Origin of the sequence: Streptomyces sp. SLBN-31 (assembly GCF_006715395.1) — a bacterium.
GTDB lineage: Bacteria > Actinomycetota > Actinomycetes > Streptomycetales > Streptomycetaceae > Streptomyces.
Genome location: NZ_VFNC01000002.1, coordinates 1880594 through 1906260 on the forward strand (window position 1 = coordinate 1880594; position 25667 = coordinate 1906260).

The 25667-nt window shown below is 69.6% G+C and carries 25 protein-coding genes; 4 read left to right on the forward strand and 21 right to left on the reverse strand.

Annotated features, from left to right (window positions below; genetic code table 11):
* Position 1: 1 nt before the first annotated feature.
* From FBY22_RS28650 to FBY22_RS28705, 12 genes are all read right to left on the reverse strand, one after another.
* Positions 2-547: a DUF1269 domain-containing protein gene (locus tag FBY22_RS28650; RefSeq protein ID WP_142150753.1), complete on the reverse strand. Its 546-nt coding sequence runs from the start codon at positions 545-547 to the stop codon at positions 2-4.
* Between the two features lie 130 nt (positions 548-677).
* On the reverse strand, positions 678-3542 hold the full coding sequence (locus FBY22_RS28655; protein WP_142150754.1) for an RNA helicase: 2865 nt from the start codon (positions 3540-3542) through the stop codon (positions 678-680).
* An 84-nt stretch (positions 3543-3626) separates the two neighbouring features.
* A complete protein-coding gene (gene tatC / locus FBY22_RS28660; RefSeq protein ID WP_142150767.1) occupies positions 3627-4571 on the reverse strand; it encodes a twin-arginine translocase subunit TatC in 945 nt (314 codons plus the stop codon).
* A 47-nt stretch (positions 4572-4618) separates the two neighbouring features.
* Positions 4619-4906 carry a Sec-independent protein translocase subunit TatA gene (gene tatA / locus FBY22_RS28665; protein ID WP_142150769.1) on the reverse strand — a complete coding sequence of 96 codons (288 nt, stop codon included), beginning with the start codon at positions 4904-4906 and terminating at the stop codon, positions 4619-4621.
* Positions 4907-5167: 261 nt separating this feature from the next.
* Positions 5168-5362 (reverse strand): hypothetical protein, encoded by a 195-nt coding sequence (locus FBY22_RS28670; protein ID WP_142150771.1) that lies wholly within the window; start codon positions 5360-5362, stop codon positions 5168-5170.
* A gap of 10 nt (positions 5363-5372) precedes the next feature.
* The gene (locus FBY22_RS28675) at positions 5373-5672 is read right to left on the reverse strand and encodes a hypothetical protein (RefSeq protein ID WP_142150773.1); all 300 of its coding nucleotides are present in this window, start codon (positions 5670-5672) and stop codon (positions 5373-5375) included.
* Between the two features lie 118 nt (positions 5673-5790).
* Positions 5791-6819: a YafY family protein gene (locus FBY22_RS28680; RefSeq protein ID WP_260845201.1), complete on the reverse strand. Its 1029-nt coding sequence runs from the start codon at positions 6817-6819 to the stop codon at positions 5791-5793.
* 19 nt (positions 6820-6838) lie between these two features.
* Complete coding sequence (locus FBY22_RS28685; protein WP_142150775.1) at positions 6839-7792, reverse strand: YafY family protein; 954 nt, start codon at positions 7790-7792, stop codon at positions 6839-6841.
* A 185-nt stretch (positions 7793-7977) separates the two neighbouring features.
* Positions 7978-8349 carry an FKBP-type peptidyl-prolyl cis-trans isomerase gene (locus FBY22_RS28690; protein WP_142150777.1) on the reverse strand — a complete coding sequence of 124 codons (372 nt, stop codon included), beginning with the start codon at positions 8347-8349 and terminating at the stop codon, positions 7978-7980.
* Positions 8350-8407: 58 nt separating this feature from the next.
* Positions 8408-9412 (reverse strand): FKBP-type peptidyl-prolyl cis-trans isomerase, encoded by a 1005-nt coding sequence (locus tag FBY22_RS28695; RefSeq protein WP_142150779.1) that lies wholly within the window; start codon positions 9410-9412, stop codon positions 8408-8410.
* A gap of 136 nt (positions 9413-9548) precedes the next feature.
* Entirely contained in the window at positions 9549-10910 is a 1362-nt protein-coding gene (gene pafA, locus FBY22_RS28700) for a Pup--protein ligase (protein WP_028801611.1), read from the reverse strand.
* Between the two features lie 9 nt (positions 10911-10919).
* Entirely contained in the window at positions 10920-12179 is a 1260-nt protein-coding gene (locus FBY22_RS28705) for an MFS transporter (RefSeq protein ID WP_142150781.1), read from the reverse strand.
* Between the two features lie 88 nt (positions 12180-12267).
* Here FBY22_RS28705 and FBY22_RS28710 point away from each other — a divergent pair, with 88 nt between their 5' ends.
* Positions 12268-13284: a LacI family DNA-binding transcriptional regulator gene (locus tag FBY22_RS28710; protein WP_174267281.1), complete on the forward strand. Its 1017-nt coding sequence runs from the start codon at positions 12268-12270 to the stop codon at positions 13282-13284.
* Positions 13285-13344: 60 nt separating this feature from the next.
* Here FBY22_RS28710 and prcA read toward each other — a convergent pair whose 3' ends face one another.
* From prcA to arc, 6 genes are all read right to left on the reverse strand, one after another.
* Positions 13345-14100 (reverse strand): proteasome subunit alpha, encoded by a 756-nt coding sequence (prcA, locus tag FBY22_RS28715; protein WP_142150785.1) that lies wholly within the window; start codon positions 14098-14100, stop codon positions 13345-13347.
* Positions 14101-14159: 59 nt separating this feature from the next.
* Entirely contained in the window at positions 14160-15005 is an 846-nt protein-coding gene (gene prcB / locus FBY22_RS28720; protein WP_142150787.1) for a proteasome subunit beta, read from the reverse strand.
* The gene (locus FBY22_RS28725) at positions 14957-15550 is read right to left on the reverse strand and encodes an endonuclease VII domain-containing protein (protein WP_142150790.1); all 594 of its coding nucleotides are present in this window, start codon (positions 15548-15550) and stop codon (positions 14957-14959) included. The genes prcB and FBY22_RS28725 overlap by 49 nt, the downstream gene beginning before the upstream one ends.
* A 33-nt stretch (positions 15551-15583) precedes the next feature.
* A complete protein-coding gene (locus tag FBY22_RS28730; protein ID WP_142150792.1) occupies positions 15584-15802 on the reverse strand; it encodes a ubiquitin-like protein Pup in 219 nt (72 codons plus the stop codon).
* 188 nt (positions 15803-15990) lie between these two features.
* Positions 15991-17502 carry a depupylase/deamidase Dop gene (gene dop, locus FBY22_RS28735; RefSeq protein WP_174267282.1) on the reverse strand — a complete coding sequence of 504 codons (1512 nt, stop codon included), beginning with the start codon at positions 17500-17502 and terminating at the stop codon, positions 15991-15993.
* A gap of 245 nt (positions 17503-17747) precedes the next feature.
* Positions 17748-19514 carry a proteasome ATPase gene (gene arc, locus FBY22_RS28740; protein WP_142150794.1) on the reverse strand — a complete coding sequence of 589 codons (1767 nt, stop codon included), beginning with the start codon at positions 19512-19514 and terminating at the stop codon, positions 17748-17750.
* Between the two features lie 243 nt (positions 19515-19757).
* Here arc and FBY22_RS28750 point away from each other — a divergent pair, with 243 nt between their 5' ends.
* On the forward strand, positions 19758-20063 hold the full coding sequence (locus tag FBY22_RS28750; protein WP_142150797.1) for a ferredoxin: 306 nt from the start codon (positions 19758-19760) through the stop codon (positions 20061-20063).
* A 59-nt stretch (positions 20064-20122) separates the two neighbouring features.
* On the opposite strand, the gene FBY22_RS28755 is transcribed toward FBY22_RS28750, so the two are convergent.
* From FBY22_RS28755 to FBY22_RS28765, 3 genes are all read right to left on the reverse strand, one after another.
* Positions 20123-20695, reverse strand: a complete 573-nt coding sequence (locus FBY22_RS28755) for a hypothetical protein (RefSeq protein WP_142150799.1) — start codon at positions 20693-20695, stop codon at positions 20123-20125.
* A gap of 220 nt (positions 20696-20915) precedes the next feature.
* The gene (locus FBY22_RS28760; protein WP_142150801.1) at positions 20916-21815 is read right to left on the reverse strand and encodes a tRNA (adenine-N1)-methyltransferase; all 900 of its coding nucleotides are present in this window, start codon (positions 21813-21815) and stop codon (positions 20916-20918) included.
* A gap of 38 nt (positions 21816-21853) precedes the next feature.
* Positions 21854-23560, reverse strand: a complete 1707-nt coding sequence (locus FBY22_RS28765; protein WP_142150803.1) for a site-2 protease family protein — start codon at positions 23558-23560, stop codon at positions 21854-21856.
* 378 nt (positions 23561-23938) lie between these two features.
* Here FBY22_RS28765 and FBY22_RS28770 point away from each other — a divergent pair, with 378 nt between their 5' ends.
* Both FBY22_RS28770 and FBY22_RS28775 read left to right on the forward strand, forming a co-directional pair.
* Positions 23939-24922: a PD-(D/E)XK nuclease family protein gene (locus tag FBY22_RS28770; protein ID WP_399212559.1), complete on the forward strand. Its 984-nt coding sequence runs from the start codon at positions 23939-23941 to the stop codon at positions 24920-24922.
* A 14-nt stretch (positions 24923-24936) separates the two neighbouring features.
* Positions 24937-25608, forward strand: coding sequence for a response regulator transcription factor (locus tag FBY22_RS28775; protein WP_030606450.1), 672 nt, complete (start codon positions 24937-24939; stop codon positions 25606-25608).
* Positions 25609-25667: the final 59 nt, after the last annotated feature.

A 25667-nucleotide genomic window follows, 5' to 3' on the forward strand; every position in this document is an offset into this window, starting at 1 on the left:
CCTACCGGGGGGCGGTAGGCCCCTCGGAGGTCCCGGTAGCCGCTCGGAGTTCGGCCATCACGGGTGCGAGGGCCTCGGCCGTCAGGAAGCCTTCCGCGAGGGGTCGGCCTCCCGTCTCCCGGACGGCTTCGAGCAACTGCCTCGCCCACAGGTGCTCCAGCAGCAGGAAGCCCGCCGCGGTACCCGGCAGGAGCTCCTCCGACAGCGTCTTGAGATCGTCCGGGGTGAACCCGAACCGCTTGGTGCCGGGCTCGTCCTCCCCCGCCACGCCGGGCGGCTCGGACTCCCCCGCCACGCCGGGCGCCTGCGCGAGGGCCGGGCCCGGGCCCAGGCCCAGCAGGGCCGCGAGCGTCTCGCCCATGCCCTCGGACCGGTAGTCGACGACCGTGACGTGGCCGTCGTTCTCCTTCCGCAGGAACAGCACGTCCAGGACGCGGATCTGTCCACTGGCCTCCAGTGCCGCCAACTCCTCGAGCACACGGCCCTCGAACTTGGCGTCCGGACCGAACCCGAAGGTCACCAGCTGCACCGGCCCGAGTGTCGTCATGGCGTCGCTCCCTTCCCGGCCCCGGGTTCATCAAGCCCCACCCGGGTCGGGCCGCGCCTCACCCTCAGCAGGTGAGACCACAGCCCGGCGGCCCCGCACCGGGACCGTGCCACTCACGCCGCCGTGCCGGTCACCCCACCGACGAGTAGGCCACGACCCCGCGCAGCAGCAGGTCGACGGCCTTGCGGGCGTTCTTCGCGACCGTGGAAGAGGCCTCGCCGCCGGAGACGGGAGCCGCAGCCGAGATCTGCCCGAGCACGTCGATCACCTGCTTGCACCACCGTACGAAGTCGCCGGCGGGCATCTCCGCCTCGCGCAGCACCTCGTCCAGCCCCTTGCCCGAGGCCCACATGTACGCGGCCCAGGCGAACCCGAGATCCGGCTCCCGCTGCCCGACCCCCTCGGTCTGCGTGATCCGGAACTCCTCCTCCAGGGCGTCCAGCCGCCCCCAGATCCGCACCATCTCGCCGAGTGCGGCCTTGGCCTTGCCGGACGGCAGCTTCGGCGCCATCGCGTCGTCACCGACCCGCGCCTCGTACACCAACGCCGAGACGCAGGCGGCCAGTTCGGCGGGGGTGAGCCCCTCCCAGACCCCGGCCCGCAGACACTCGCTGGCCAGCAGGTCCAGTTCGCCGTACAGCCGGGCGAGCCGTTTGCCGTGCTCGGTGACCTCGTCGGCCCGCAGGTAGTCGAGCTCGGTCAGCAGGGCGACGATCCGGTCGAAGGTGCGGGCGATGGTGTTCGTACGCCCCTCGATCCGCCGCTCCAGCTGCGAGGTGTCCCGCAGCAGCCGGTGGTAACGCTCGGCCCAACGGGCGTGGTCCTCACGGTCGTTGCAGCCATGGCACGGATGTGCCCGGATCGCGGTCCGCAACCGTGCGATCTCCCGGTCGTCGGCCGCCTGCGACCGCTTCTTGCGGGCCCGCTCCGGCGGAATGTGCCCGGCCTTGGTGCGCAGCGCGGAGGCCAGGTCCCGACGCGACTGCGGCGAACGCGGGTTGAAGGACTTGGGGATCCGCATCCGCTCCAACGCCTCGACGGGCACCGGAAAGTCGATGGACGCCAGCCGCTTGACCTGCCGCTCGGCGGTCAGCACCAGCGGCCGCGGCCCGTCGTGGTGCTCGAAGCCGCGGTGTCCGTTGGACCGCCCGGCGGGCAGCCCCGGGTCCAGCACCAGTGCCAGTCCCGCGTACTTCCCCGTCGGCACGTGGATGACGTCGCCGGGCTTGAGCTTCTCCAGCGCCACCGCGGCCTCCGCGCGCCGCTGTACCGCTCCCTGCCGGGACAGCTCGGTCTCCCGGTCCTTCAGCTCGCGCCGCAGGCGCGCGTACTCCTCGAAGTCCCCGAGGTGGCAGGTCATGGAGGCCTTGTAGCCCTCCAGCCCCTCCTCGTTGCGCTGCACCTGCCGCGAGATCCCCACGACCGACTTGTCGGCCTGGAACTGTGCGAAGGACGTCTCCAGCAGCTCGCGCGAGCGGTGCCGCCCGAACTGCTCCACGAGGTTGACGGCCATGTTGTACGACGGCTTGAAGCTGGAGCGCAGCGGATACGTACGCGTGCCCGCGAGTCCCGCGAGATGCTCGGGACTCATCCCGCGCTGCCACAGCACCACGGCATGTCCCTCGACATCGATGCCGCGCCGCCCCGCACGACCCGTCAACTGGGTGTACTCACCGGGCGTGATGTCGGCGTGCTGCTCGCCGTTCCACTTGACGAGCTTCTCCAACACCACCGAGCGTGCGGGCATGTTGATGCCGAGCGCGAGCGTCTCGGTCGCGAACACGGCCTTCACCAGGCCGCGTACGAACAGCTCCTCGACGACCTCCTTGAACGTCGGCAGCATGCCCGCGTGATGGGCCGCGATACCGCGCTCGAGACCTTCCAGCCACTCGTAGTAGCCCAGGACATGGAGGTCCTCGGAAGGGATGGACGCCGTGCGCTCCTCCACGAGCGCCCGCACCCGCTCCCGCGCCTCTTCGTCGTTCAGCCGCAGTCCGGCGTACAGGCACTGCTGTACGGCCGCCTCGCAGGCGGCACGGCTGAAGATGAAGGTGATGGCCGGCAGCAGGCCCTCGGCGTCCAGCCGCTCGATGACCTCGGGCCGCCCCGGTGTCCACACCCGGGACCGCTGCCGCCGCTCCCGCTCCCGGTCGGCCTCGCGCATGGCGCGCCCGCGCCTGCGGTCCTGGTACGACGGCCGGCTGGCCTCCATCCGCGCCAGCCGGGTGAGGTCGGGGTTGACGGCCTTCTTGCTGCCCTCGCCCTCCTCGAAGAGGTCGTACATCCGCCGCCCGGCCAGCACGTGCTGGAACAGCGGCACGGGCCGGTGCTCGGAGACGATCACCTCGGTGTCGCCGCGGACGGTGTCGAGCCAGTCGCCGAACTCCTCCGCGTTGGAGACGGTCGCCGACAGGGACACCAGGGTCACGGACTCGGGAAGGTGGATGATCACCTCTTCCCACACCGCTCCGCGGAAGCGGTCGGAGAGGTAGTGCACCTCGTCCATGACCACGTAGCCCAGCCCGAGGAGGGTCTGCGAGCCCGCGTACAGCATGTTCCGCAGCACCTCGGTGGTCATCACGACCACCGGCGCGTCGGAGTTGACGCTGTTGTCGCCGGTGAGCAGGCCGACCTTCGCCGCGCCGTAACGGCGGCAGAGGTCGGCGTACTTCTGGTTCGACAGCGCCTTGATGGGTGTCGTGTAGAAGCACTTCTTGCCCTGCAACAGGGCCAGGTGGACGGCGAACTCGCCCACGATCGTCTTGCCCGAGCCGGTGGGCGCGGCGACCAGCACCCCCTTGCCGGATTCGAGTGCCTGGCAGGCCTCGATCTGGAAGGGGTCCAGGCCGAAGTCGTACATCTCGCGGAAGGAGGCGAGCGCGGTGGCCTGCTCGGCAGCGCGCCTACGGGCAGCCGCATACCGCTCGGCCGGTGAGAGGTCCTCTGTCATCGTGCTTTCGAGCGTACCGGGCCCCACTGACAACAGGACGATCATTATCCGGAACCCCGGCCGTCAAACACCGAGAGGTGCCCGGTCCCAGGGGACTCGGACACCTCTCGTGCAGTGTGGGGTGAGCGCTCAGGTCACGTCGTCGTACCCGTTGACCCGGTCCGTGCTCGCCTGTTCGGGAAGGGCCCGGCTGGCGGAGACGACCTCCACCTCGCCGATGTCCTCCGGGGTGAGGTCGAGGTCGGAGGCCTCGTCGTCGGCGGGCCCGGCCTCTTCGCGGCGGCGCTTGCGGCGGTCGTTGAGGAGGGAGAACAGGCTCGCGCCGAAGTACAGGACCCAGATCGGCCCGGCGAGCGCCAGCATGGTCAGCGGGTCGGTGCTGGGTGTCGCCACGGCGGCGAAGACCGTGATGCCCATGATCATGCCGCGCCACCAGCCGATCATGCGCTTGCCGGTGAGCACGCCGGTCAGGTTGAGCATGACCAGGAACAGGGGCAGCTCGAAGGAGAGACCGAAGACCAGCACCATGCGGACGATCAGGTCCAGCAGATCGTCGAGCGGCAGCTGGTTGTCGAGGTCCGCCGGCGAGAAGCCGAGCAGGACCTTCGCCATGGTGGGAAGGGTCTTGTACGCGAAGAAGGCCCCCCCGAGGAACAGGGGGAACCCTGTGGCGACGAAGGCCAGCGCGTACTTCTTCTCGTGGCGATGCAGTCCCGGTGCCACGAACGCCCAGAGCTGGTACAGCCAGACCGGCGCCGCGAAGATCACGCCGGCCATCAGGGAGACCTTCAGGGCCAGGGTGAACGGCGTCAGCAGACCGTTCAGCACGATGCGGGCGCACGTCCCGCTGCGCCGCACCGCCAGCTCGGACAGCGTCGACTTGCAACCAACGGCGTTGAGGATCGGGTTCGTGAAGAACTCGATGATGTTCTTGTAGAAGAAGGCGGCGACGATCGTCACGACGACGATGGCCAGCATGGCCTTCGCGAGCCGGTTGCGGAGCTCACGAAGGTGATCCGCAAGGGGCATCCGCCCCTCGGGATCCTTCTCCTGCTTGCGGGCAGACTTGGGCAACCCACGTCCTCATCTCGTGCGGCAGGCCGGAGGCGTCCGGCCCTGCATCAGGCCTTGGTGGTGTCCGTCGGCTCGGTGACGGGGCGCGAGCTGGTCACGTCGCCTGGGGCGGCCTGGATGGTGCGCTGGGCGGGGGGCTGCTCACCGTTGTTCGGCGGGCCGGCCGGCGTGGCCGTGCCGCTGCCCTCCTCCTTCATCGCCTTCGCCTCGCTCTTGAGGATGCGAGCGGACTTGCCGAGCGAGCGCGCCATGTCGGGAAGCTTCTTCGCGCCGAACAGCAGGATGACGACGACGAGGATGAGAATGATCTCGGGGGCGCCGAGCCTTCCGAACATAAGTCTTTACCTTCTCACCGAGGCGGCTGGGGGTGGGATGCTGTCCGACCGGTCGGACAGTTGTCCGATCGATCGTGCTGGCAGCGATCGTAACGCTCGGGGGTGAACGTGAGGCAATCCCCGTGCGTACTCCCGTCCGCGGCCCGGGCCTCGTTCTCCGGTCCGCGACCAGCAGCGTACCCGCCAGTGCGGCCCGGGTGACAGGCCGAAGTGACCCAAAACGCCTACGGCGCAGGACTCACACCCTTCGCACAGCGCCACTCACAGGGAATCCACAGCGCGTGCGGTGCTCACGGCGGCGCGCTCCAGGTCCTCCGCGGCCCGGTTGATACGGCGCGCAGAGTCACTGACCTGTCGACCCAGCCGTTGCGCCTCCAGGAACACCCGCACGGCGAACACCCCGAGCACCGCGAGACCCAGGAAACCCACAGCTACCGCGAACATCGGCCAGAACATGACGTCGAGCCTAGACCTTTCTAGGCGTGTGCAGCCGCAGGGTGCGCACACCGCCGCCGGTCAGCAGCTCGACGATCCGCTCCCCGGCCGGCTTGCGGACCGAGGCACCGCAGTCGGGGCAGGTGAAGGAGTAGAAGGTGTTGCGGCTGGTGGCGCCGATGGCGAGCCGCAGGGCGCTCGCGGTGAGCTCGAAGCTGTTCCGGCAGTCCGGGCAGCCCGCCCTGAACATCACCGCCGACACGCTTCTCATCCCCGCGAAGGCCGCTGCCACCGACATCCCCTGCACACCAGACACCGACGACTCGGTCAAAGCTCCTGCTCCCCTTCTCCTGGTCGTTCGCCTCCGGGGCGCCCGGCCGGTGCCGAAGCGGCAGCCGTGCTCACCCGTCGGACCCGCGCGCCCCCGGACACCGGCGCGTCCGGCGAGCTCACTCCCGCCGGTCGTACGGCTCCTGGTACGGCAGTCGCCCTTCGTCGTGGACCGCCCCCGCCCCGTCGTACGCCAGCAGCGCCTCGCGGGCCGCCTGGCGGGCACTGTCCGCCAGGTCGGGCGGCGACACGATCCGGCCGTCGCGCCCGAGCCGCAGGGCCAGGCGTCGCAGCGAGGCCGGATCGGGGGTCCGCAGAGTGATACGCAGCCCGCCGTGCGCAAGCTCATCCGCGCTGTCGTGCGGGTAGTACTCGGCGACCCAGCGACCGCCCGGACCGACCTCGATGACGACCTCCGGGTCCTCGGCGGCCGGCTGCACCAGCGCCTCGGAGAGGTCCCGCAGCTCCATCTCGGGCGGCGCGGACGGCTCGTCGAGGATCTTGATCTCGGCGACCCGGTCGAGCCGGAAGGTGCGGCGCGCCTCGGAGCGGCGGCACCACGCCTCCACATAGGTGTGCCCGACACTGACCAGGCGGATGGGGTCGATCTCCCGCTCGGTGACCTCGTCGCGGGCCGGCGAGTAGTAGCGGATCCACAGCCGGCGCCGTTCGGAGATGGCCCGGTCGACGTCCGCGAAGACCCCGCCCTCGGACTCGAACGTCACCGACAGGCGGGAGCTGGCGCCGGCCGCCTCGCCCGCCGCCGTCTCCACCTTGGCGGTGGCCCGCAGCAGCGCCTGCCGGTCGCCCTCGCGCAGGCCGGGCAGCGTGGCCACCGCGCGGGCGGCCACCAGCAGCGCGGTCGCCTCGTCGGCGGCCAGCCGCAGCGGCTCGGCGACGTCGTCGGGGTTGTGCCACCAGATGCGCTCGCCGTCGGTGTCGATGTCGAGCAGGTCGCCGCCCCGGAAGCTGGTGCCGCACATGGGCAGCACGTCGAGGTCGGAGACCAGCTCGTCCTCACTGATGCCGAAGGCGCGCGCGACGTCCTCCACCCGGGCCCCCGGGCGCTCCTTGAGATACGTCACCAGGGAGAGCATCCGTCGGGTCTGGTCGATGGCGTTCACGGGCCTGACCGGTTTGCCTGCCACTGCTTAGCTCCGCTCCCCCTCAGCCCTTGGCCACGGCACGCAGCCGGTCCACCACGTCCGCGCGCAGCTCGGCCGGCTCCAGCACCACCACGTCCGGCCCGAACTCCACCAGCCAGGCGTCCAGCCCGTGCCCGTACGGAATCTCCAACTCGTCCCAGCCGTCGCCGAGTTCCCGCACCGAGGTGGCCTTCGCCCGCAGGGGGTAGCCCGCGCCCGAGCGCAGCCGGATCAGCGCGGAGCGGTCGGCGGTCTCCCCCGCCCAGCTCGCGACCGTCTCACGCACGGTGACGACATCGGGGACCTCGGCGGTGAAGCGGCCGCCGCGGCTGCGGACCTTGCCGGTGATACGCGACAGCCTGAACACCCGCTCGGCGCCCCGGTCGCGGTCGAAACCGGCCAGGTACCAGTGGCCGCGCCAGCACTCCAGCGCCCACGGCTCCACGTGCCGGGGCTCGGGACGGGCGGCGTTGGCCTTGCGGTAGTCGAAGGCGACGGAACGGCGGTCGCGGCAGGCCAGCATCAGCGGCTCGAACGCGGCCTCGTGCACCGGGATGCGCGGCTCCAGGGCGCCGTGGGCCTCGTACGGGTCGAAGTCCTCGGGCAGGCCGGCCGCGCGCAGCTTCTGCAGGGCGCCGCTGGCCGCACCGGCGAGCCGGGCCTGCTGCCAGACCTTGGCCGCCAGGCCGAGTGCGGCGGCCTCCTCGGCGTCGAGGGTGACGGGGGGCAGCCGGTTGCTGTCGCGGCGGGCCAGGTAGCCGACCTCGCCGTCGAGGTTCTCCACCGTCTCGATGACCAGGCCGAGTTCGCGCAGATCGTCCTTGTCGCGCTCGAACATCCGGCTGAAGGCGTCCTCCGAGTTGGCCTCCAGATACGCCTCGATGGACTCACGCAGCTCGCGCTTGCTGAGCGGCCGCCGCGTCCCGAGCAGACACAGCGCCAGGTTCATCAGCCGCTCGGCCTTGGCAATGGCCATCGACGCCCTTCGCCTCCCTATGGTCCTTTACGACGATGACCGTACCGCCCCGAAGTGGCGCGGCAAAAGCCGAGGGCCCATGCCCGGGCAGGCATGGACCCCAGGTGATCGGGTCCGGTCGGTCGCCGCACGACGACCGGACCGTCAACCGATCCCTTACGACCGTGATCGAAAGCGTACGACGATCAGACGCCGAGCAGGTCGACGACGAAGATCAGCGTCTCGCCCGGCTTGATCGCCGGCGTCGGGCTCTGGTTGCCGTAGGCGAGGTGGGCGGGGATGGTCAGCTGACGACGGCCGCCGACCTTCATGCCCTGCACACCCTGGTCCCAGCCCTTGATGACGCGGCCGCCACCCAGGGGGAAACGGAACGGAGTACCGCGGTTCCAGCTGGCGTCGAACTCCTCACCGGTGCTGAAGGCCACGCCCACGTAGTGGACGGTGACGGTCTGGCCCGCCTGCGCAACGGCGCCGTCGCCCTCCCAGATGTCCTTGATCTCGAGGTCCGCCGGGGGCTCGCCGCCCGGGAAGTCGATCTCGGGCTTCTCGATGCTCACGTCTTTCAGCTCCTGCTTGTCGGAAAGGCAACAGTCACAGTCTTACACCTCGCGGACGCTACATCTTCGCGAGGATGTCGACGGAGAAGACCAGCACGGAGTCCTTCTTGATGCCGCTGTTGGGCGGCGGGTTGTCGCCGTAGCCCAGCTTCGGCGGCACAACGATCAGGACGCGGCTGCCGACCTTCTTGCCGGTCAGGCCCTGCGCCCAGCCCTTGACGACCTGCTGCAGCGAGAACGACGTCAGCGCCTTGCGGCCGTACGTCGAGTCGAACTCCTTGCCGCCGTCCCACAGCACGCCCTTGTACTGCACCAGGACACTGCTGTCGGCCTTGACCTCCTCGCCGTCGCCCTCGATGACGTAGTTGGCCACCAGCTTCGTCGGCGCGTCGCCCTTGGGCACATCGATCGAGGGCGCCTTGCCGTCGGTGTTGGTGCCGACCTTGGGCAGGCTCGCGTCGCTCTGCGCGACGTTCTTGCCCTTCGCCGAGCTCGACGCGTTGAACGTGTTCTGGATGTCGGCGACGAACACCAGCGTGTCGGTGCCCTTGATGCCCGCCTGCGAGTTGCCCGACGTGCCGTACCCCCAGGTCGGCGGCACGGAGAAGAGGACGCGACTGCCGACCTTCTTGCCCGCCAGCGCATAGCGCCAGCCGTCGATGATGCTGCCCTGCGCCAGCTGGATCAGCAGCGCCGTCTTGCGGTCGTAGGAGTTGTCGAAGACCTTCGCCGTGTCCCAGATCTGACCCAGGTAGTGGGCCTGGATGTAGTCGTTCTCCGCGACGGTCTTGCCGCTGCCCGCGATCAGCGTCTTCACCGCGAGCTGCTTCGACGGATCGCCGGTGCCCTTGGCCACGGTCGGCTTCTCGCCGAACTTCGTGCCCGCGGTGACCGCCGGCAGCGGACCGTCGACGATCTTCGGCGGCGGCGCGGCGGACGTGGCCGAGGCGGAGGGCGACGCACTGTCGCTGGCCTTGGCCGAGTCGGACTTGTTGTCGTCGCCGCACGCGGCGAGCGTGGCAAATCCTGCGGGGACGGCGATGAGCAGTGAGCGTCGGCGCACGGTGGGGGCCTCGTATCGGTCGATCTTGTGGACTGGCGTGCGCGCAACTCTACGGCGTGAGAAGGGCGCCGCACTGAAAACGTACGGCGCCCGCGTTGCGTTCCGGTCTTTCACCGGAACAGGTTGCTCACATAACTCACATTCCCGCGATCAGCTTCTCCACCCGGTCGTCGACCGACCGGAACGGGTCCTTGCACAACACCGTGCGCTGCGCCTGGTCGTTGAGCTTGAGATGGACCCAGTCGACCGTGAAGTCACGGCGCTGTTCCTGGGCCCTGCGGATGAAGTCGCCGCGCAGCCGGGCCCGAGTGGTCTGCGGGGGAACGGACTTGCCCTCGAAGATCTTCAAGTCGTTGCAGATACGGGCCGCTTGGCCCTTCTTCTCGAGCAGGTAGTACAGGCCACGACGGCGGTGGATGTCGTGGTAGGCGAGGTCTATCTGCGCGACCCGCGGGTGGGACATGGTCATGTTGTGCTTGGCCCGGTACCGCTCGATGAGCTTGTACTTCATCACCCAGTCGATCTCGGTGCCGATGCGGTCGAGGTCCTCGGCCTCGATCGCGTCCAGCGTGCGGCCCCACAGCTCCAGGACCTGCTCGACGGTGCCGGTGCGGATACCGCGGCGCTCGCAGAAGTCCACGGCCTTCTCGTAGTACTCGCGCTGCACCTCCAGCGCGGAGGCCTCCCGGCCGCTGGCCAGGCGCACCTTGCGCCGGCCGGTGATGTCGTGGCTGACCTCGCGGATCGCCCGGATCGGGTTCTCCAGGGTCAGGTCGCGCATCACGGTGCCCGCCTCGATCATGCGCAGCACCAGGTCGGTGGCCCCGACCTTCAGCAGCATGGTCGTCTCGGACATGTTCGAGTCGCCCACGATCACGTGCAGCCGGCGGTAGCGCTCGGCGTCCGCGTGCGGTTCGTCGCGGGTGTTGATGATGGGCCGGGAGCGGGTCGTCGCCGAGGAGACGCCCTCCCAGATGTGCTCGGCCCGCTGGCTGACGCAGTACACCGCACCGCGCGGCGTCTGCAGCACCTTGCCCGCCCCGCACAGGAGCTGGCGGGTGACCAGGAACGGAATGAGGATGTCCGCCAGCCGGGAGAACTCCCCGTGCCGGGCCACGAGATAGTTCTCGTGGCACCCGTAGGAGTTGCCCGCCGAGTCGGTGTTGTTCTTGAAGAGGTAGACGTCGCCCGCGATTCCCTCCTCGTGCAGGCGTCGTTCGGCGTCTACCAGAAGCCCTTCCAGAATGCGCTCGCCGGCCTTGTCGTGGGTGACCAGTTCGGTCACGTTGTCACATTCGGGTGTCGCGTATTCCGGATGTGAGCCCACGTCGAGATAGAGGCGGGCGCCGTTTCGCAGAAAGACATTGCTGCTGCGGCCCCATGACACGACACGGCGGAAGAGGTACCGCGCCACCTCGTCGGGAGACAGGCGGCGCTGTCCCCTGAACGTACATGTGACGCCGTACTCGTTCTCCAGCCCGAAAATGCGGCGGTCCATGACTGAACATTACGCCCGATCCCCTGAGCTGAAACGGGGTTCGACGGCACGGTTTGGATCATTTTCCGAACAAGCCGCAACTACCCGCGCCCCGCCGGGAGCTGCGAGGACCCGCCCGGTGGCCAGCAGGACCAGCAGCGACACACCCCCCGCCGCACCCGGGACGGCATACCCCCACATGGCCCCGCCCGCCTCGACGACCGGACCCGCCAGGCCCGTTCCGACCGACGCCCCGACCGTGAACGTCGTCACGATCCAGGAGAACGCCTCGGTGACCGTCCCCCTCGGCGCATGCCGGTCCACCAGTACGAACGCGCATGCGATGACCGGCGCCAGGAACAACCCGGCGACCACCGTGAGCAACACCATCGCCACGGCACCCGGCATCAGCATCAGCGGCAGGTAACACACCGCCAGAAGAGCGACCAGCACCTGCAGTCGCCGCGCCGGCTCCCCCGTCCACCGCCGCGCCCCGTACACCGTCCCGCCGATCAGCGCCCCCAGCCCGATCGCCGCCATGATCCAGCCGTACACCGCGTCCCCGCCGTGCTCGTCGGCGTACGGCACCGAGGCCACCGTGATCGAACCCAGCGCCATGCCGACGAACAGGAACGCCGCCAGCAGCGCCAGCAGCCCCCGCGAGCGCAGCGCGCCGAGCCAGTGCGCCTCACGCGGCGCCGACCGCCACGCGCGCGAAGGCGGCGACACCACCACCGACAGCGCCCCGAGAACCCCGATCACGTTCACCACGACCAGCGCCGCCCCGGCCGACCACAGCGACACGCACAGCGTCACCAGCAGCGGCCCGGCGGCGAACATCACCTCCTGCGCCACGGCGTCCATCGCGTACGCCGTGTGCACCTGCTCCTCCCGCCCCAGCACACTCGGCCACAGAGCCCGCAGACCGCCCTCCAGAGGCGGCGTGAACAGCCCGGCGGCCGCCACGCACGCGTAGGCCGGCGCGAGCGGATCGGTGCCCATGAGGGCGAAGCAGGCCATGGCGAGGGCCGAGGCGAGCGCGGCGGGCAACTGGACACGCGGCTGCCCGTGCAGGTCCACCAGCCGCCCGAGCACCGGCTGCCCCACCGCGTTGGCCACCCCGTACACCGCCGCCAGCCCACCGGCCAGGCTGTACGTGCCGCCCTCCGCGCGCACGAACAGCACGATCGCGATGGCCGCGGTGGCATTGGGCAGCCGGCCCACCAACGTGCCCGCCAACAGGCGCGCGGCATGCCGCGCCCTGAGGATCTCCAGGTATCCCGCGGCCATGCCCCGCCTCCAAGTTTTACGTATAACGTCGTCTCCCATACGTACCATGAGCGCTGTTCACCAGTCCACACGAAGGAGCAGGCCGACGGTGCCACGAGGCAGCACCCGCCCCACGAGCCGAGACGTCGCCCAGGCCGCCGGCGTCTCCCAGGCCGCCGTCTCCCTGGTCCTCGGCGACAAATGGCGCGGCCGGGTCTCCGCCGCCACCGCCGAACGCGTACGCGAAGCCGCCCGCGACCTCGGCTACCGACCCAACCTCGCCGCCCGCAACCTCCGCCTCGGCCGCACCCGCACCGTCCTCCTCGTCGTCCCCGCCCTCACCAACGAGTTCTTCGCCGGCGTCTACACCGGCGCCGCCCGCATCGCCGCCCGCCACGGCTTCGGCGTCGTCCTCTACCCCTCCCCCGCCGGCATCGGCCCCGCCCGCGACCCCTTCGCCTCCGCCCAGGCCGCCCTGGACGGCGTCATCGCCTCCTCCATGGCCGCCGACGCCCTCACCGAGATCCGCGGCGAACAACTCCCCCTGGTCATGCTCGACAGCGACCCCGACGGCAGCCTCGGCGCCGCCACCGTCAACCTCGACATCACCGACGGCGTCCGCCAGGTCGCCGAACATCTCCTCGCCCAGGGCCACCGCACCTTCCTGCACCTCGCCGCCGACGTGCCCTCCTGGACCTTCGAGGTACGCGCACGAGAACTCGCCGACCGCCTCGCCACGACCCCCGGCACATCCGTGCGCACGGCCCACTCCGCCCTCTCCATCGAGGCCGCACTCACCGCCACCACGACCGCCCTCGCCGAACCGGGCCCCCACCCCACCGCACTCGTCTGCGACGACGACAAACTCGCGGCCGGCGCCTACAAGGCCATCCGCCGCCTCGGCCTGCGCATCCCCGACGACATCTCCGTCACCGGCCTCGACGACCTCGCCCTCGCCACCGCCCTCGAACCCGAACTGACCACCGTCCGCCTGGACGCCGAGACCGTCGGCGAACGCGGCATGCAAGCCCTCCTGGCCGTCCTCGACGGCCACACACCGGACGCGGGCGACATCCCCGTCGAACTGGTCGTACGAGGCTCCACAGCGCCCCCAGGCGCCTCCTGAACGCCGTGTGCCCCGGCCGCACAAGCGGCCGGGGCACACAAAGGACTGAGCAGGACCGGACTACTCCTCGTCCGGACCCTCACCCTCGGTGCTGCTCTCCGCCTCGGTCGACGCCCCGTCGACCTCCAGAAGCCGGGCCAGCTGACGGCCCACGATCCGCTTGAACTTACGCGCCTGCGGACGCGTACGGTCCAGCACCGCGACCTCCAGACGCTCCGCGGGAATCTCCCGCTGCGTACCGTTCGACTCACGGGACAGAGCCTGCACGGCCAGCTTGAGCCCCTCCGCGAGGGTCATGCCCTCCCGGTGCTGCTGATCCAGATAATTGCTGATCAACTCGGCGTTGCCACCCACCGCGACCGAACCGTGCTCGTCCACGATCGAACCGTCGTGCGGCAGCCGGTAGATCTGATCACCCTCCGGCGTCTCACCCACCTCCGCCACGACCAGCTCCACCTCGTACGGCTTCTCGCCCGCCGAGGAGAAGATCGTGCCCAGCGTCTGCGCGTAGACGTTCGCCAGACCGCGCGCGGTCACGTCGGCCCGGTCATAGGTGTAACCACGCAGGTCGGCGTAGCGCACACCACCGATCCGCAGATTCTCGTACTCGTTGTACTTACCGGCGGCCGCGAAGCCGATCCGGTCGTAGATCTCACTGAACTTGTGCAGCGCACGGGACGGGTTCTCACCGACGAAGACAATGCCGTCGGCGTACTGGAGCACGACCAGACTGCGGCCGCGCGCGATGCCCTTGCGGGCGTACTCCGCCCGGTCGGCCATGGCCTGCTGGGGGGAGACATAGAACGGCGTCGACACCGGTTATCCGTCCCTTTCTGTCGAGGTCAACTGGATCACCTTGATAAGACCGGCCGCCGCTACAGCAGCGCGGCCCGCGGACCGTCGGGCTGCTCCAGCCGCCGCGCCAGGATCGAGCGGGCGATCTCGGAGGACTCGTCCTCGGTGAGCCGGCGGAAACCGTCCTCGGTGATCACGGTGACGATCGGATAGATCCGGCGGGCGACATCGGGACCACCGGTCGCCGAGTCGTCGTCTGCCGCGTCGTACAGGGCCTGCACCACCAGCGTGGTGGCCTGCTCCTCGGTCAGATCCTCACGGAAGAGCTTCTTCATGGCACCGCGCGCGAAGATCGAACCGGAGCCCGTGGCCGCGAAGCCGTGCTCCTCGCTGCGGCCGCCCGTGACGTCGTAGGAGAAGATCCGGCCCTTCTCCCGGTCCACGTCGTAACCGGCGAACAGGGGCACCACGGCCAGACCCTGCATCGCCATGCCCAGGTTGGAGCGGATCATGGTCGACAGGCGGTTCGCCTTGCCCTCCAGCGACAGCTGGGCGCCCTCGACCTTCTCGAAGTGCTCCAGCTCCAGCTGGAACAGCTTCACCATCTCCACGGCGAGACCGGCGGTGCCGGCGATGCCCACCGCCGAGTACTCGTCGGCGGGGAAAACCTTCTCGATGTCGCGCTGGGCGATCACATTGCCCATGGTGGCCCGACGGTCACCGGCCAGCACGACACCGCCCGGGAACGTCACGGCCACGATCGTGGTGCCGTGCGGCGCCTCGATCACGCCCTGGGTGGGCGGCAGTTGACGGTTGCCGGGCAGCATCTCGGGCTGGTGCTCCGACAGGAAGTCCATGAAGGACGAGGACCCAGGCGTCAGGAAGGCAGCTGGTAGACGCCCGGTGCTACGAGTGTTGGCTTCCACGCGATTCCTTCCAAGTAAGCGGCGGCCCGGCGGACGGCGTCGGGATCGTCACCCAACTTGCCGATGGCCGAATTGCAGTTGAAGCACAGTACGCCTCGGACCTTACCCGTCTTGTGGCAGTGATCCACATGAACGGCTGGCGCCTTCAGGCAGATCACGCGCAACCCCATCTGACCGGCGACCATCTCGTCACGGTCAGCTTCGGTGAGGCCATACTGGCGCTTGAGATGCCGCGCTCGGCCTTCGACCGCTCGGCACGCCTTGCAACGCGTGGACAGCCCGTCCGAGGCCGTCGCGTTGCGGTGCCACTCGCTCCACGGCTTGACCTCACCGCACTTCAGACAAAACTTGTGCCCTTCCGGGACCTCCATCTTGGGGCGCACCTTCCGCCCCAAGTTCTGTTGACGCGTCCGGTGATAGTCCGCTGCGCAGTCTCGACAGCGTCGCTGCCGGCCATCCAGGTTGGACCGTCTGCGAGCGAACGCCGCGAGCGGCTTGGTCTCACCGCACCGCACGCAGCACTTCCCGCCTTCTTCGATTGCCAAGTCCCCAGGCCTCCGCAGCCTTCGATCTGAAGGCTACTCGCCACCTTTCTGAACGAATGACCGAACGAAATCCTCGGCGTTCTCTTCCAAGACATCATCGATTTCGTCCAGAACCGAGTCGACGTCGTCGCTCAGCTTCTCGTGTCGTTCCTTCAGGTCCTCCGAGCCCTGTGCTTCGGTCGTCTGCTCCTCGGCCTGTTCGGTCGAGTGCGTCGCCTTCTGCTGGCCGCCGCCGGTGTCCTTGGTTGCCATGACCCTCACCCCGCTCAGTTCGCCCGACATGGTCGACAGGTCGGCATTCCTGCCGATCGGTGATGATCAGACCCTACAAGCCGGGTCTGACAATGGCCCTGCGTTTCTCCAACGTACGAGGACCACCTCGATGATTCCCGGACGGCGGACTTTCCACCCTGCCCGGCGGAGGCCGCCCGGGTACCCGGTCAGCCGCCCGATAGCACCCTGACCAGGTCTTCCGCGGTGCGGCAGCGGTCGAGGAGCTCCTTGACGTGATTTCGCGTTCCGCGAAGCGGTTCGAGGGTTGGAACACGCTGGAGCGAGTCCCGGCCCGGGAGGTCGAAGATCACGGAGTCCCAGGAGGCCGCGGCGACGTCGTCGGCGTACTGCTCCAGGCAGCGTCCGCGGAAGTAGGCGCGGGTGTCCTCCGGCGGCTTCGTGCGGGCCCGCTCGACCTCGCTCTCGTCCAGGAGTCGCTTCATGCGGCCGCGGGCCCCCAGGCGGTTGTAGAGGCCCTTCTCGGCCCGTACGTCCGCGTACTGGAGGTCGAGGAGGTGGAGCTTGGCGGCGTCCCAGTCGAGGCCGTCGCGGCGCCGGTAGCCCTCCATGAGCTCGCGCTTGGCGACCCAGTCCAGCTCGCCGGCCAGGCTCATGGGGTCGTGTTCCAGGCGGTTGAGGGTGTCCTCCCAGCGGGAGAGGACGTCCTTGGTCTGCTCGTCCGCGTCGGCGCCGTAGCGTTCCTCGACGTACTTGCGGGAGAGCTCGTAGTACTCCATCTGGAGCTGGACCGCGGTGAGCGTGCGGCCGCTGCGGAGGGTGACCAGGCGCTTGAGGGTCGGGTCGTGGGAGACCTGGTGGAGGGTGCGGACGGGCTGGTCCACGGCCAGGTCGACGGCGATGAAACCGTCCTCGATCATGGACAGGACCAGGGCGGTCGTGCCGAGCTTGAGGTAGGTGGAGATCTCGGAGAGGTTCGCGTCGCCGATGATGACGTGCAGGCGGCGGTACTTCTCGGCGTCGGCGTGCGGTTCGTCGCGGGTGTTGATGATGGGGCGCTTGAGGGTGGTCTCCAGGCCGACCTCGACCTCGAAGTAGTCCGCGCGCTGGCTGAGCTGGAAGCCGTGTTCGTGGCCGTCCTGGCCGATTCCGACGCGGCCGGCGCCGGTGACGACCTGGCGGGAGACGAAGAAGGGCGTGAGGTGGCGCACGATGTCCGAGAACGGGGTTTCCCGCTTCATCAGGTAGTTCTCGTGTGTGCCGTAGGAGGCGCCCTTGTTGTCGGTGTTGTTCTTGTAGAGGTGGATCGGCTGCGCCCCGGGCAGCTGGGCCGCGCGTTCGGCGGCCTCGGCCATGATCCGCTCGCCGGCCTTGTCCCAGAGGACGGCGTCGCGGGGGTTGGTGACCTCGGGTGCGCTGTATTCGGGGTGTGCGTGGTCGACGTAGAGCCGTGCGCCGTTGGTGAGGATCACGTTGGCGAGGCCGATGTCCTCGTCGGTGAGCTGGCTGGCGTCGGCGGCCTCTCGTGCGAGGTCGAAGCCGCGCGCGTCCCGCAGCGGGTTCTCCTCCTCGAAGTCCCAGCGGGCCCGGCGGGCCCGGTGCATCGCCGCCGCGTAGGCGTTGACGATCTGGGACGAGGTGAGCATGGCATTGGCGTTGGGGTGGCCGGGGACGGAGATGCCGTACTCCGTCTCGATGCCCATTACTCGCCGTACGGTCATGCGGCCCTCCTTGCCCGGCGGCGCCCTCGGTCGGGGACGCCGCTCAAGTACCGCTGGCGCTCCGGTGCGTGTGCGGTGCCCGTCCCCGCACTGCGCGACTCGGCGGTACCGAAGAGCCTAGAACGGCTTTGCGCTGGTGGGGAGATCATTTGCGTCATTGCCTTGCTCGCCTTGGTTCCGGTTGGTTGCCTGAAAAACAGTCGGCTGCGGGTACCCCGGTGAGGGCACCCGCAGCCGCCCTGTCTTTACAGGTACTGACCGGTGTTCGCCACCGTGTCGATGGAGCGTCCGGTGTCGGCGCCCTGCTTTCCGGTGATGAGGGTACGGATGTAGACGATCCGTTCGCCCTTCTTTCCGGAGATTCGGGCCCAGTCGTCCGGGTTGGTGGTGTTGGGCAGGTCCTCGTTCTCCTTGAACTCGTCCACGCATGCCTGGAGGAGGTGGGAGACGCGCAGGCCCTTCTGGTTGTGGTCGAGGAAGTCCTTGATCGCCATCTTCTTGGCGCGGCCGACGATGTTCTCGATCATGGCGCCGGAGTTGAAGTCCTTGAAGTAGAGGACTTCCTTGTCACCGTTGGCGTAGGTGACCTCCAGGAAGCGGTTCTCCTCGGATTCCGCGTACATGTGCTCGACCGCGGTCTGGATCATGCTTTCGACGGTGGTCGACTTGCTGCCGCCGTGTTCGCCGAGGTCGTCGGCGTGCAGCGGGAGGCGTTCGGTGAGGTACTTGCCGAAGATGTCCTTGGCGGCCTCGGCGTCCGGGCGCTCGATCTTGATCTTCACGTCGAGGCGGCCGGGGCGCAGGATGGCGGGGTCGATCATGTCCTCGCGGTTGGAGGCGCCGATGACGACCACGTTCTGCAGGCCTTCCACGCCGTCGATCTCGGCGAGCAGCTGGGGGACGATCGTGTTCTCGACGTCGGAGCTGACACCGGAGCCGCGGGTGCGGAAGAGGGATTCCATCTCGTCGAAGAAGACGATGACGGGTGTGCCCTCGCTGGCCTTTTCCCTTGCACGCTGGAAGACGAGGCGGATCTGCCGCTCGGTCTCGCCGACGTACTTGTTGAGGAGTTCGGGGCCCTTGATGTTGAGGAAGAAGCTCTTGCCGGCGGCCTGGCCGGTGACCTCGGCGACCTTCTTGGCCAGCGAGTTGGCGACGGCCTTGGCGATGAGTGTCTTGCCGCATCCTGGGGGGCCGTAGAGCAGTACGCCCTTGGGCGGGCGGAGCTCGTGCTCCTTGAAGAGGTCCGGGTAGAGGTAGGGGAGCTCGACGGCGTCGCGGATGGCCTCGATCTGGCCGCCGAGACCGCCGATCTGCTCGTAGCCGATGTCCGGTACTTCTTCGAGGACGAGTTCTTCGACCTCGCTCTTGGGAATGATCTCGTAGACGTAGCCGGAGCGGGGTTCGAGCAGCAGGGCGTCACCGGGGCGGATGTTCACGTCCAGCAGTGGCTCGGCGAGCCGTACCACCCGCTCCTCATCGGTGTGCCCGAGCACCAGGGCGCGTTCGCCGTCCTCGAGGATCTCCTTGAGGGTGACGATGTCCCCGGCGCGCTCGAACTCCATGGCCTCGACCACGTTGAGCGCTTCGTTGAGCATTACTTCCTGGCCGCGCCGGAGTTCTTCGAGGTCGACGCTGGGGCTGACGTTCACCCGGAGCTTGCGGCCCCCGGTGAAGATGTCGGCGGTGCCGTCCTCGTTCGCCGCGAGGAAGACTCCGAAGCCGGCCGGTGGCTGTGCGAGCCGGTCGACCTCCTCCTTGAGGGCCACGATCTGGTCGCGGGCCTCACGGAGTGTGTTGGCGAGTCGCTCGTTCTGGGCGGACACGCCGGCCAGGTTGGTCTGCAGCTCGACGATCCGCTCTTCGAGAATCCTCGTGTGTCGCGGAGAGTCGGCGAGCTTGCGTCGCAGGACGGCGATCTCCTGCTCAAGGTAGGCAATCTGCCCGGCCGGGTCGTCGGACCCGCGTCCCGGGCGGATGCCGCGGTTCATGTCGTCGTCGTGGGCTGCCACGGTCCTCACCTCCTCCAAGGGGAGCTGGACGCTTCCAGACCCTACCTGGGTGGGTGTCGATTGAAACCCCTAGATCACAAAGACGGTCGGGGTGTGTCCGATCTTCACCCTTGCGCTCTCCCTCACGCCAGGGGAATACCCACCGAACATGATTGGAAAGCTGCCGGAGGTAGGGTCACAGTGTCCAACACCCGTCAGAGCTGGCCCGATTCCCGTCGGCTCGACTTCTAAACGGCAGGAGAGATGAGCGTGCAGCAGGAGGCCGTGGCCGGCGGCGAGGAGCTGGAGGTCTGGATCGATCAGGACCTGTGTACCGGCGACGGGATCTGTGCGCAGTACGCGCCGGAAGTGTTCGAGCTGGACATCGACGGTCTGGCGTACGTGAAGGGCCCGGCCGAGGAGCTGTTGCAGGACAAGGGTGCTGCAACGCCTGTTCCGTTGCCGCTTCTGACGGATGTGGTGGACTCGGCGAAGGAGTGTCCGGGCGAGTGCATCCATGTGCGGCGGGTTTCGGACAGGGTCGAGGTCTACGGTCCGGACGCTGAGTGAGGTAACGGGTGCGGGCCGTTACGGTTGTCTGATTTCTCACATGGTCCGGGGGGCGGGACTCAGACGCTGTGGGTGGCGGCGGGTGTCGAGCGGACGAACGTGCCGTTCTTCCACTGCCACTTCACGTGGTCGGTGACGTCGGGGCAGCAGCGGGGCACGTTGTCGGTGGAGTAGCCGAGCAGGGTGGCCGTGACGGCGCCGTCGTGTATCGCGAAGTCGCTGACGGTGTCGTCGGCTTTGGGGTCGAGGAGGGTGGCGACCACGCGGGGTGTGCCGTTGGACGCGCGGGTGAGGACGTAGACGCCGTCGGGCGGGGTGCCCATGGGGGCGTCGCAGTGCACGATCGCGACCGTCTCGGGGTTGCCGTCGCCGTCGAGGTCTCCGGTGGTCTTCTTGTGCACGACCGCTTTCACGGGGCCGCAGGTGATCGGGAAGTCGACTCCGGCCGTGCCGGGTGCGGCGGCGGTGTGGACGGTCCTGGTGGGCGGGTCGGCCGGCTGGGCCGCGGTGGCCGAGTTGGGCTGCAGGAGCGAGGAGAGGGCCATGACGCCGGCGACCGCCGTGGCCGTGGCGACCCAGTGGATCGGACGGGTGTGCGTGTGTGCCAGTTCCGGGACGGCGGGATGCTGCACTAGGAGCGTCTCCTGTGAGGGCTGTGCCGGTGGGGGTGGCACGCATCGTGCCACACGTCACAGTGCGGGGGAACGGCGGGGTACGGGATGACGAACGGGGCTCGCCGGGTTTGTTCTGTTTGTGGCGGGCTGTCATGAGAAGGGCGCCCCGGTCGAGTTCCGGTGGATGGTGCTGGAACTCGACCGCGACGCCCGTGCGTTGCTGCGGTGTGCGGCGGTGTCAGCGGCCGCCGCCCTCGGCGTTGGGGCCGGCGTAGTCCTCGCCGTAGGCGCCCTTGGCGGGGCGGCGGCGGCGCATGGGGGGCTCGACGCCGTCGGCGAGGCGGCGGGCGGTGAGGAGGAAGCCGGTGTGGCCGATCATCCGGTGGTCGGGGCGGACTGCGAGGCCCTCGATGTGCCAGTTGCGGATCATCGTTTCCCAGGCGGTCGGCTCGTTGAAGGAGCCGATCTCGCGGATGGACTCGACGGTCCGGGCGAGCTGGGTGGTGGTGGCGACGTAGCAGCAGAGGATTCCGCCGGGGACGAGTGCCTTGGAGACGGCCTCGAGGCACTCCCAGGGGGCGAGCATGTCGAGGATGACGCGGTCGACGTCGGTGTCGGAGAGGTTGTCCTGGAGGTCACCGACGGTGAGCTGCCAGGCGGGGTGCGGGCCGCCGAAGTAGCGTTCCACGTTCTGCTGGGCGATCTCGGCGAAGTCCTCGCGGCGCTCGTAGCTGTGGAGCATGCCCTGGTCGCCGATGGCGCGGAGCAGGAAGCTGCTGAGCGAGCCTGATCCGACTCCGGCCTCCACGACGCGGGCGCCGGGGAAGATGTCGGCGAAGGCGAGGATCTGCCCCGCGTCCTTGGGGTAGACCACGGCGGCGCCGCGGGGCATGGACAGGACGTAGTCGGGGAGCAGGGGGCGCAGCGCGAGGTAGGCGACGTTACCGGTGGTGCGGACAACGCTGCCCTCGGGTGCGCCGATCAGCTCGTCGTGCGGGAAGGAACCCTTGTGGGTGTGGAAGTTCTTTCCGGCTTCGAGCGTGAACGTGTAGTGGCGGCCCTTGGGGTCGGTCAGCTGAACCTGGTCCCCGACCTTGAAGGGCCCGCGCCTGCGGGCGGCACCGGTCGGTTCGGACATGTGAACAGCCTACCGGGGTTTGCGGGGGCCGCCGACCATCAGGAGGACGGTCTGGCCATGGCCTTCACGAAGGCGCGTTCGACGTCGGCGGCGGACAGTACGCCGTAGATCTCGCCGGTTTCCTCGACGACGAGGTATTCGGTGGCGGGGGTGGCGCGAAGGACGTCGAGGAGGTCCTCGCCCGCGAGTTCGGCGGAGACGCGCATGCCGTCGGTGAGTTCCTGGGCGAGGCCGCTGACGGCGACCCAGGGGCGGCGGTGTTCGGGTACGCCGACGATGGCGGCCTCGCGGACCAGGGAGAGCGGGTGACCGTCGGCGTCGACGACGACGAGGGCGCGGGCGCCGGCCGCGTTGGCGCGGCGCAGGGCCTCGGACAGGGGGGTGTCGGTCTCGACGGGGACGGCGCGGCGGGTGAGGTTGCGGGCGCGCAGTTCCGGGAGGTGTTCGCGCAGGCGGGCCATGCGGAGGCTGTTGCCGGCGCCGGTCCAGATGATCGCGGCGAGGATGGCGGCGAGCAGGGCGTCGGTGACGGTGTCCATGCCGACGCTGTCCTCGGCGGTGGAGCCGAGGGCGCCGGACTGGGTGAGCAGGGGCAGGCCGATCAGGACGGAGACGGCGAGGGCGCGGCCGACCCAGGCGGCGGCGACGGTGCCGCTCATGGGCTTGCCGGTGATCTTCCAGACGACGGCGCGGAGCATTCGGCCGCCGTCGAGGGGGAGGCCGGGCAGGAGGTTGAAGGCGGCGACGATGAGGTTGGAGATCATCAGGCCGGCGAGCAGGACGCCGGGGACGGTGCCGGGCTCTACGGGCTGCATGGCGACGTAGAAGATCCCGGCGAGGACGAGGGAGAGCAGGGGGCCGACGAAGGCCAGCACGAACTCCCTGCCGGGGGTCTCGGCTTCCTTCTCGATCTCGGAGACGCCGCCGAAGAACTGGAGCTGGATGCGGCGGACGGGGAGTTTGAAGCGGAGGGCGGCGACGGTGTGGGCGAGTTCGTGGACGAGGACGGAGGCGTAGAAGGCGACGGCGAAGAAGAGGGAGACCAGGTAGCGGGCGGCGCCGAGTTCGGGCAGGACGCGGTCGAGTTGGCCGCCGAAGACCCAGGTGATGAGGGCGGCGACGAGGAACCAGCTGGGGGCGACGTAGACGGGTACGCCGAAGGGGCGGCCCATGAGGAGTCCGCCCCGGAGGGATTCGCGGCGCTGGGGCGGGGGGTTCTTGGCGCCGGAGTGGGCGAGGGTGCGGTCGGTGTGGGACGTGTGGCCGGGGGCGGTGCCGGTGGTGTGGGGGGCGTGGTGGCCGGCCTCGGGAGCGGTGGGGTGGCTCGGGGGCGCGTCGGGGCCGGCGGGTGTGTCGTCGGCCCCGGCCGGCCGGTCCGCGTCCGGCTGCTGCGTGCCGTGCGCCGGGGAGGCGTCGTCGCCCTGGGGGGCGTCGGGTCGTCCGGAGTGCTCTTGGGGAGCGGGGCCGTCGGCCGGGGCGGGGTCCTGGCGCGGGTGCGCGTGCTCGTCGCCGTTCGGGTCGCTGTCGGCCGGGGCGGCCCCGGTGTCGGTGGTCGGCGCTTTCGTGCTGTCGCCCATCGAGGGGTCTCCCTTGGCGGCGTCCCTGGTCGTGGTGGTCCGTCGTGCGTCCGTGGGCTGTGCGTCGGCCTGGGTGGGTGAGGGGGTGGCCGGGGCCGGTCCCGTGTGGGGCTCGGCCGGCTCGTCGGTGCCGGGCCGCGGCTGCTCGCTCCCGCCGCTCTGGTCCACGATGTCCCCTCGTTCGAAGCGTCTTCCGCGCCTGCCGGGCGGAAGGGTCTGGGGTCGATGGTATGCGGCCGTCGCGGCGCGTTCCGCCCCGGGCACCCGGTGTTTCCCCGGCGGCCGGCGCCGTCGCGGCGGTGTGTGGGTCACTGTCAGTGGCGGGCCGTAAGGTCTGTGGGCATGGAGAACAGCGCGGAGGGCACGTCTGAGGCCCACGGCGGGGGTCCGGCACCGGTGGATCTTCCCGTGGTGGCCGAGCAGACGGCGGTGACGGCGGTGACGGCGGTGACGGCGGGTGTGACGACGACGGCGGTGACCACCGCGGTGACGGCGGCAGCGGCCGTGGGAATGCCGGACGCAACCGAGGGGACGCCGGACGCGGCCCTGGAGACGTCGAGCGCGGCCCTGGAGACACCGGACGCAACCGAGTCGACGCCGGACGCGGCCCTGGAGACACCGGACGCAACCGAGTCGACGCCGGGCGCGGCCCTGGAGACTTCGGGCGTGGAACGGCCCGCCATACCGCCGGCCAGTCTGTCGCCCTCGCGTGCGGGTGACTTCATGCAGTGCCCTCTGCTGTACCGCTTCCGTGTCATCGACCGGTTGCCGGAGAAGCCGAGCGAGGCGGCGACCCGGGGGACGCTGGTGCACGCGGTGCTGGAGCGGCTCTTCGACGCCCCCGCCGCGGAGCGGACGGCGCCGCGCGCCAAGTCCCTGATCCCGGGCCAGTGGGACCGGCTGCGGGAGAGCAGGCCGGAGGTGGTGGAGCTGTTCGAGGACGATCCCGGCGGCGAGCGGATGGCGCGCTGGCTGGGCGAGGCCGAGCGGCTCGTCGAGCGGTGGTTCACGTTGGAGGATCCGACCCGGCTGGAGCCCGCGGAGCGGGAGTTGTTCGTGGAGGCGGAGCTGGACTCCGGGCTGACGCTGCGCGGGATCATCGACCGGGTCGACGTGGCGCCGACGGGCGAGGTGCGGATCGTCGACTACAAGACGGGCAAGGCGCCGCGGCCGGAGTACGCCGAGGGCGCGCTGTTCCAGATGAAGTTCTATGCCCTGGTGGTGTGGCGCCTGAAGAAGGTGGTCCCGCGGCGGCTGCAGCTGGTGTACCTGGGCAGCGGGGACGTTTTGACGTACGACCCGGTCCTGGCTGATCTGGAGCGGGTGGAGCGCAAGCTGCTCGCGCTGTGGGAGGCGATCCGGCAGGCCACCGAGTCCGGCGACTGGCGGCCCCGGCCGACGAAGCTGTGCGGCTGGTGCGACCATCAGGCGCACTGCCCGGAGTTCGGGGGCACTCCCCCGCCCTATCCGCTGCCGGTGAGGGCGGTCGGGTCGGGTGACGTGCCGCAGGGCAGAATGGGGCCGGACTAGCGAAGGAGAGTCACGTGGCCATCCGCGTCCTACTGGTCGACGACCAGCCGCTGCTGCGTACCGGTTTCCGGATGATCCTGGAGGCGGAGCAGGATCTTGCGGTCGTCGGCGAGGCCGGAGACGGCCTCCAGGCCCTCGACCAGGTGCGGGCGCTGCAGCCCGATGTGGTTCTGATGGACATCCGCATGCCGCGGATGGACGGGGTGGAGGCGACCCGGCAGATCACCGGACCCGGGCGGGACGGCCCGGCGAAGGTGCTGGTGCTGACGACCTTCGACCTCGACGAGTACGTGGTGGAGGCGCTGCGGGCGGGAGCCAGCGGGTTCCTCTTGAAGGACGCGCCGGCCAATGAGCTCGTCCAGGCGATCCGGGTGGTGGCGGCGGGCGAGGCGATGCTGGCGCCGAGCATCACCCGGCGACTGCTGGACAAGTACGCCACTCACCTGCCCTCCGGTGACGAGCCGGTGCCGGACACGCTGCACACGCTCACCGACCGTGAGGTTGAGGTGCTGAAGCTGGTGGCGCGCGGTCTGTCCAACGCGGAGATCGCGGCGGACCTGTTCGTCAGCGAGACGACGGTGAAGACGCATGTGGGTCACGTGTTGACCAAGTTGGGGCTGCGCGACCGGGTGCAGGCCGCGGTGTACGCGTACGAGAGCGGGCTGGTGCGTCCCGGCGCCCAGTAGGGCGTACGACGGCGGAGGGCGCCCCTTGTGACAAGGGGCGCCCTCCGTGTCGCTGCGGC

Excerpts from the sequence above, each read along its gene's own strand:
- dop (WP_174267282.1), bottom strand. The coding sequence starts at position 17,502 with ATGACCGTACGGCGAGTAATGGGCATCGAGACGGAGTACGGCATCTCC.
- FBY22_RS28730 (WP_142150792.1), bottom strand. The coding sequence starts at position 15,802 with ATGGCAACCAAGGACACCGGCGGCGGCCAGCAGAAGGCGACGCACTCG.
- FBY22_RS28685 (WP_142150775.1), bottom strand. The coding sequence starts at position 7,792 with ATGGCCATTGCCAAGGCCGAGCGGCTGATGAACCTGGCGCTGTGTCTG.
- tatA (WP_142150769.1), bottom strand. The coding sequence starts at position 4,906 with ATGTTCGGAAGGCTCGGCGCCCCCGAGATCATTCTCATCCTCGTCGTC.
- FBY22_RS28705 (WP_142150781.1), bottom strand. The coding sequence starts at position 12,179 with ATGGCCGCGGGATACCTGGAGATCCTCAGGGCGCGGCATGCCGCGCGC.
- FBY22_RS28670 (WP_142150771.1), bottom strand. The coding sequence starts at position 5,362 with ATGTTCTGGCCGATGTTCGCGGTAGCTGTGGGTTTCCTGGGTCTCGCG.
- FBY22_RS28750 (WP_142150797.1), top strand. The coding sequence starts at position 19,758 with ATGAGCGTGCAGCAGGAGGCCGTGGCCGGCGGCGAGGAGCTGGAGGTC.
- FBY22_RS28655 (WP_142150754.1), bottom strand. The coding sequence starts at position 3,542 with ATGATCGTCCTGTTGTCAGTGGGGCCCGGTACGCTCGAAAGCACGATG.
- FBY22_RS28760 (WP_142150801.1), bottom strand. The coding sequence starts at position 21,815 with ATGTCCGAACCGACCGGTGCCGCCCGCAGGCGCGGGCCCTTCAAGGTC.
- pafA (WP_028801611.1), bottom strand. The coding sequence starts at position 10,910 with ATGGACCGCCGCATTTTCGGGCTGGAGAACGAGTACGGCGTCACATGT.
- FBY22_RS28650 (WP_142150753.1), bottom strand. The coding sequence starts at position 547 with ATGACGACACTCGGGCCGGTGCAGCTGGTGACCTTCGGGTTCGGTCCG.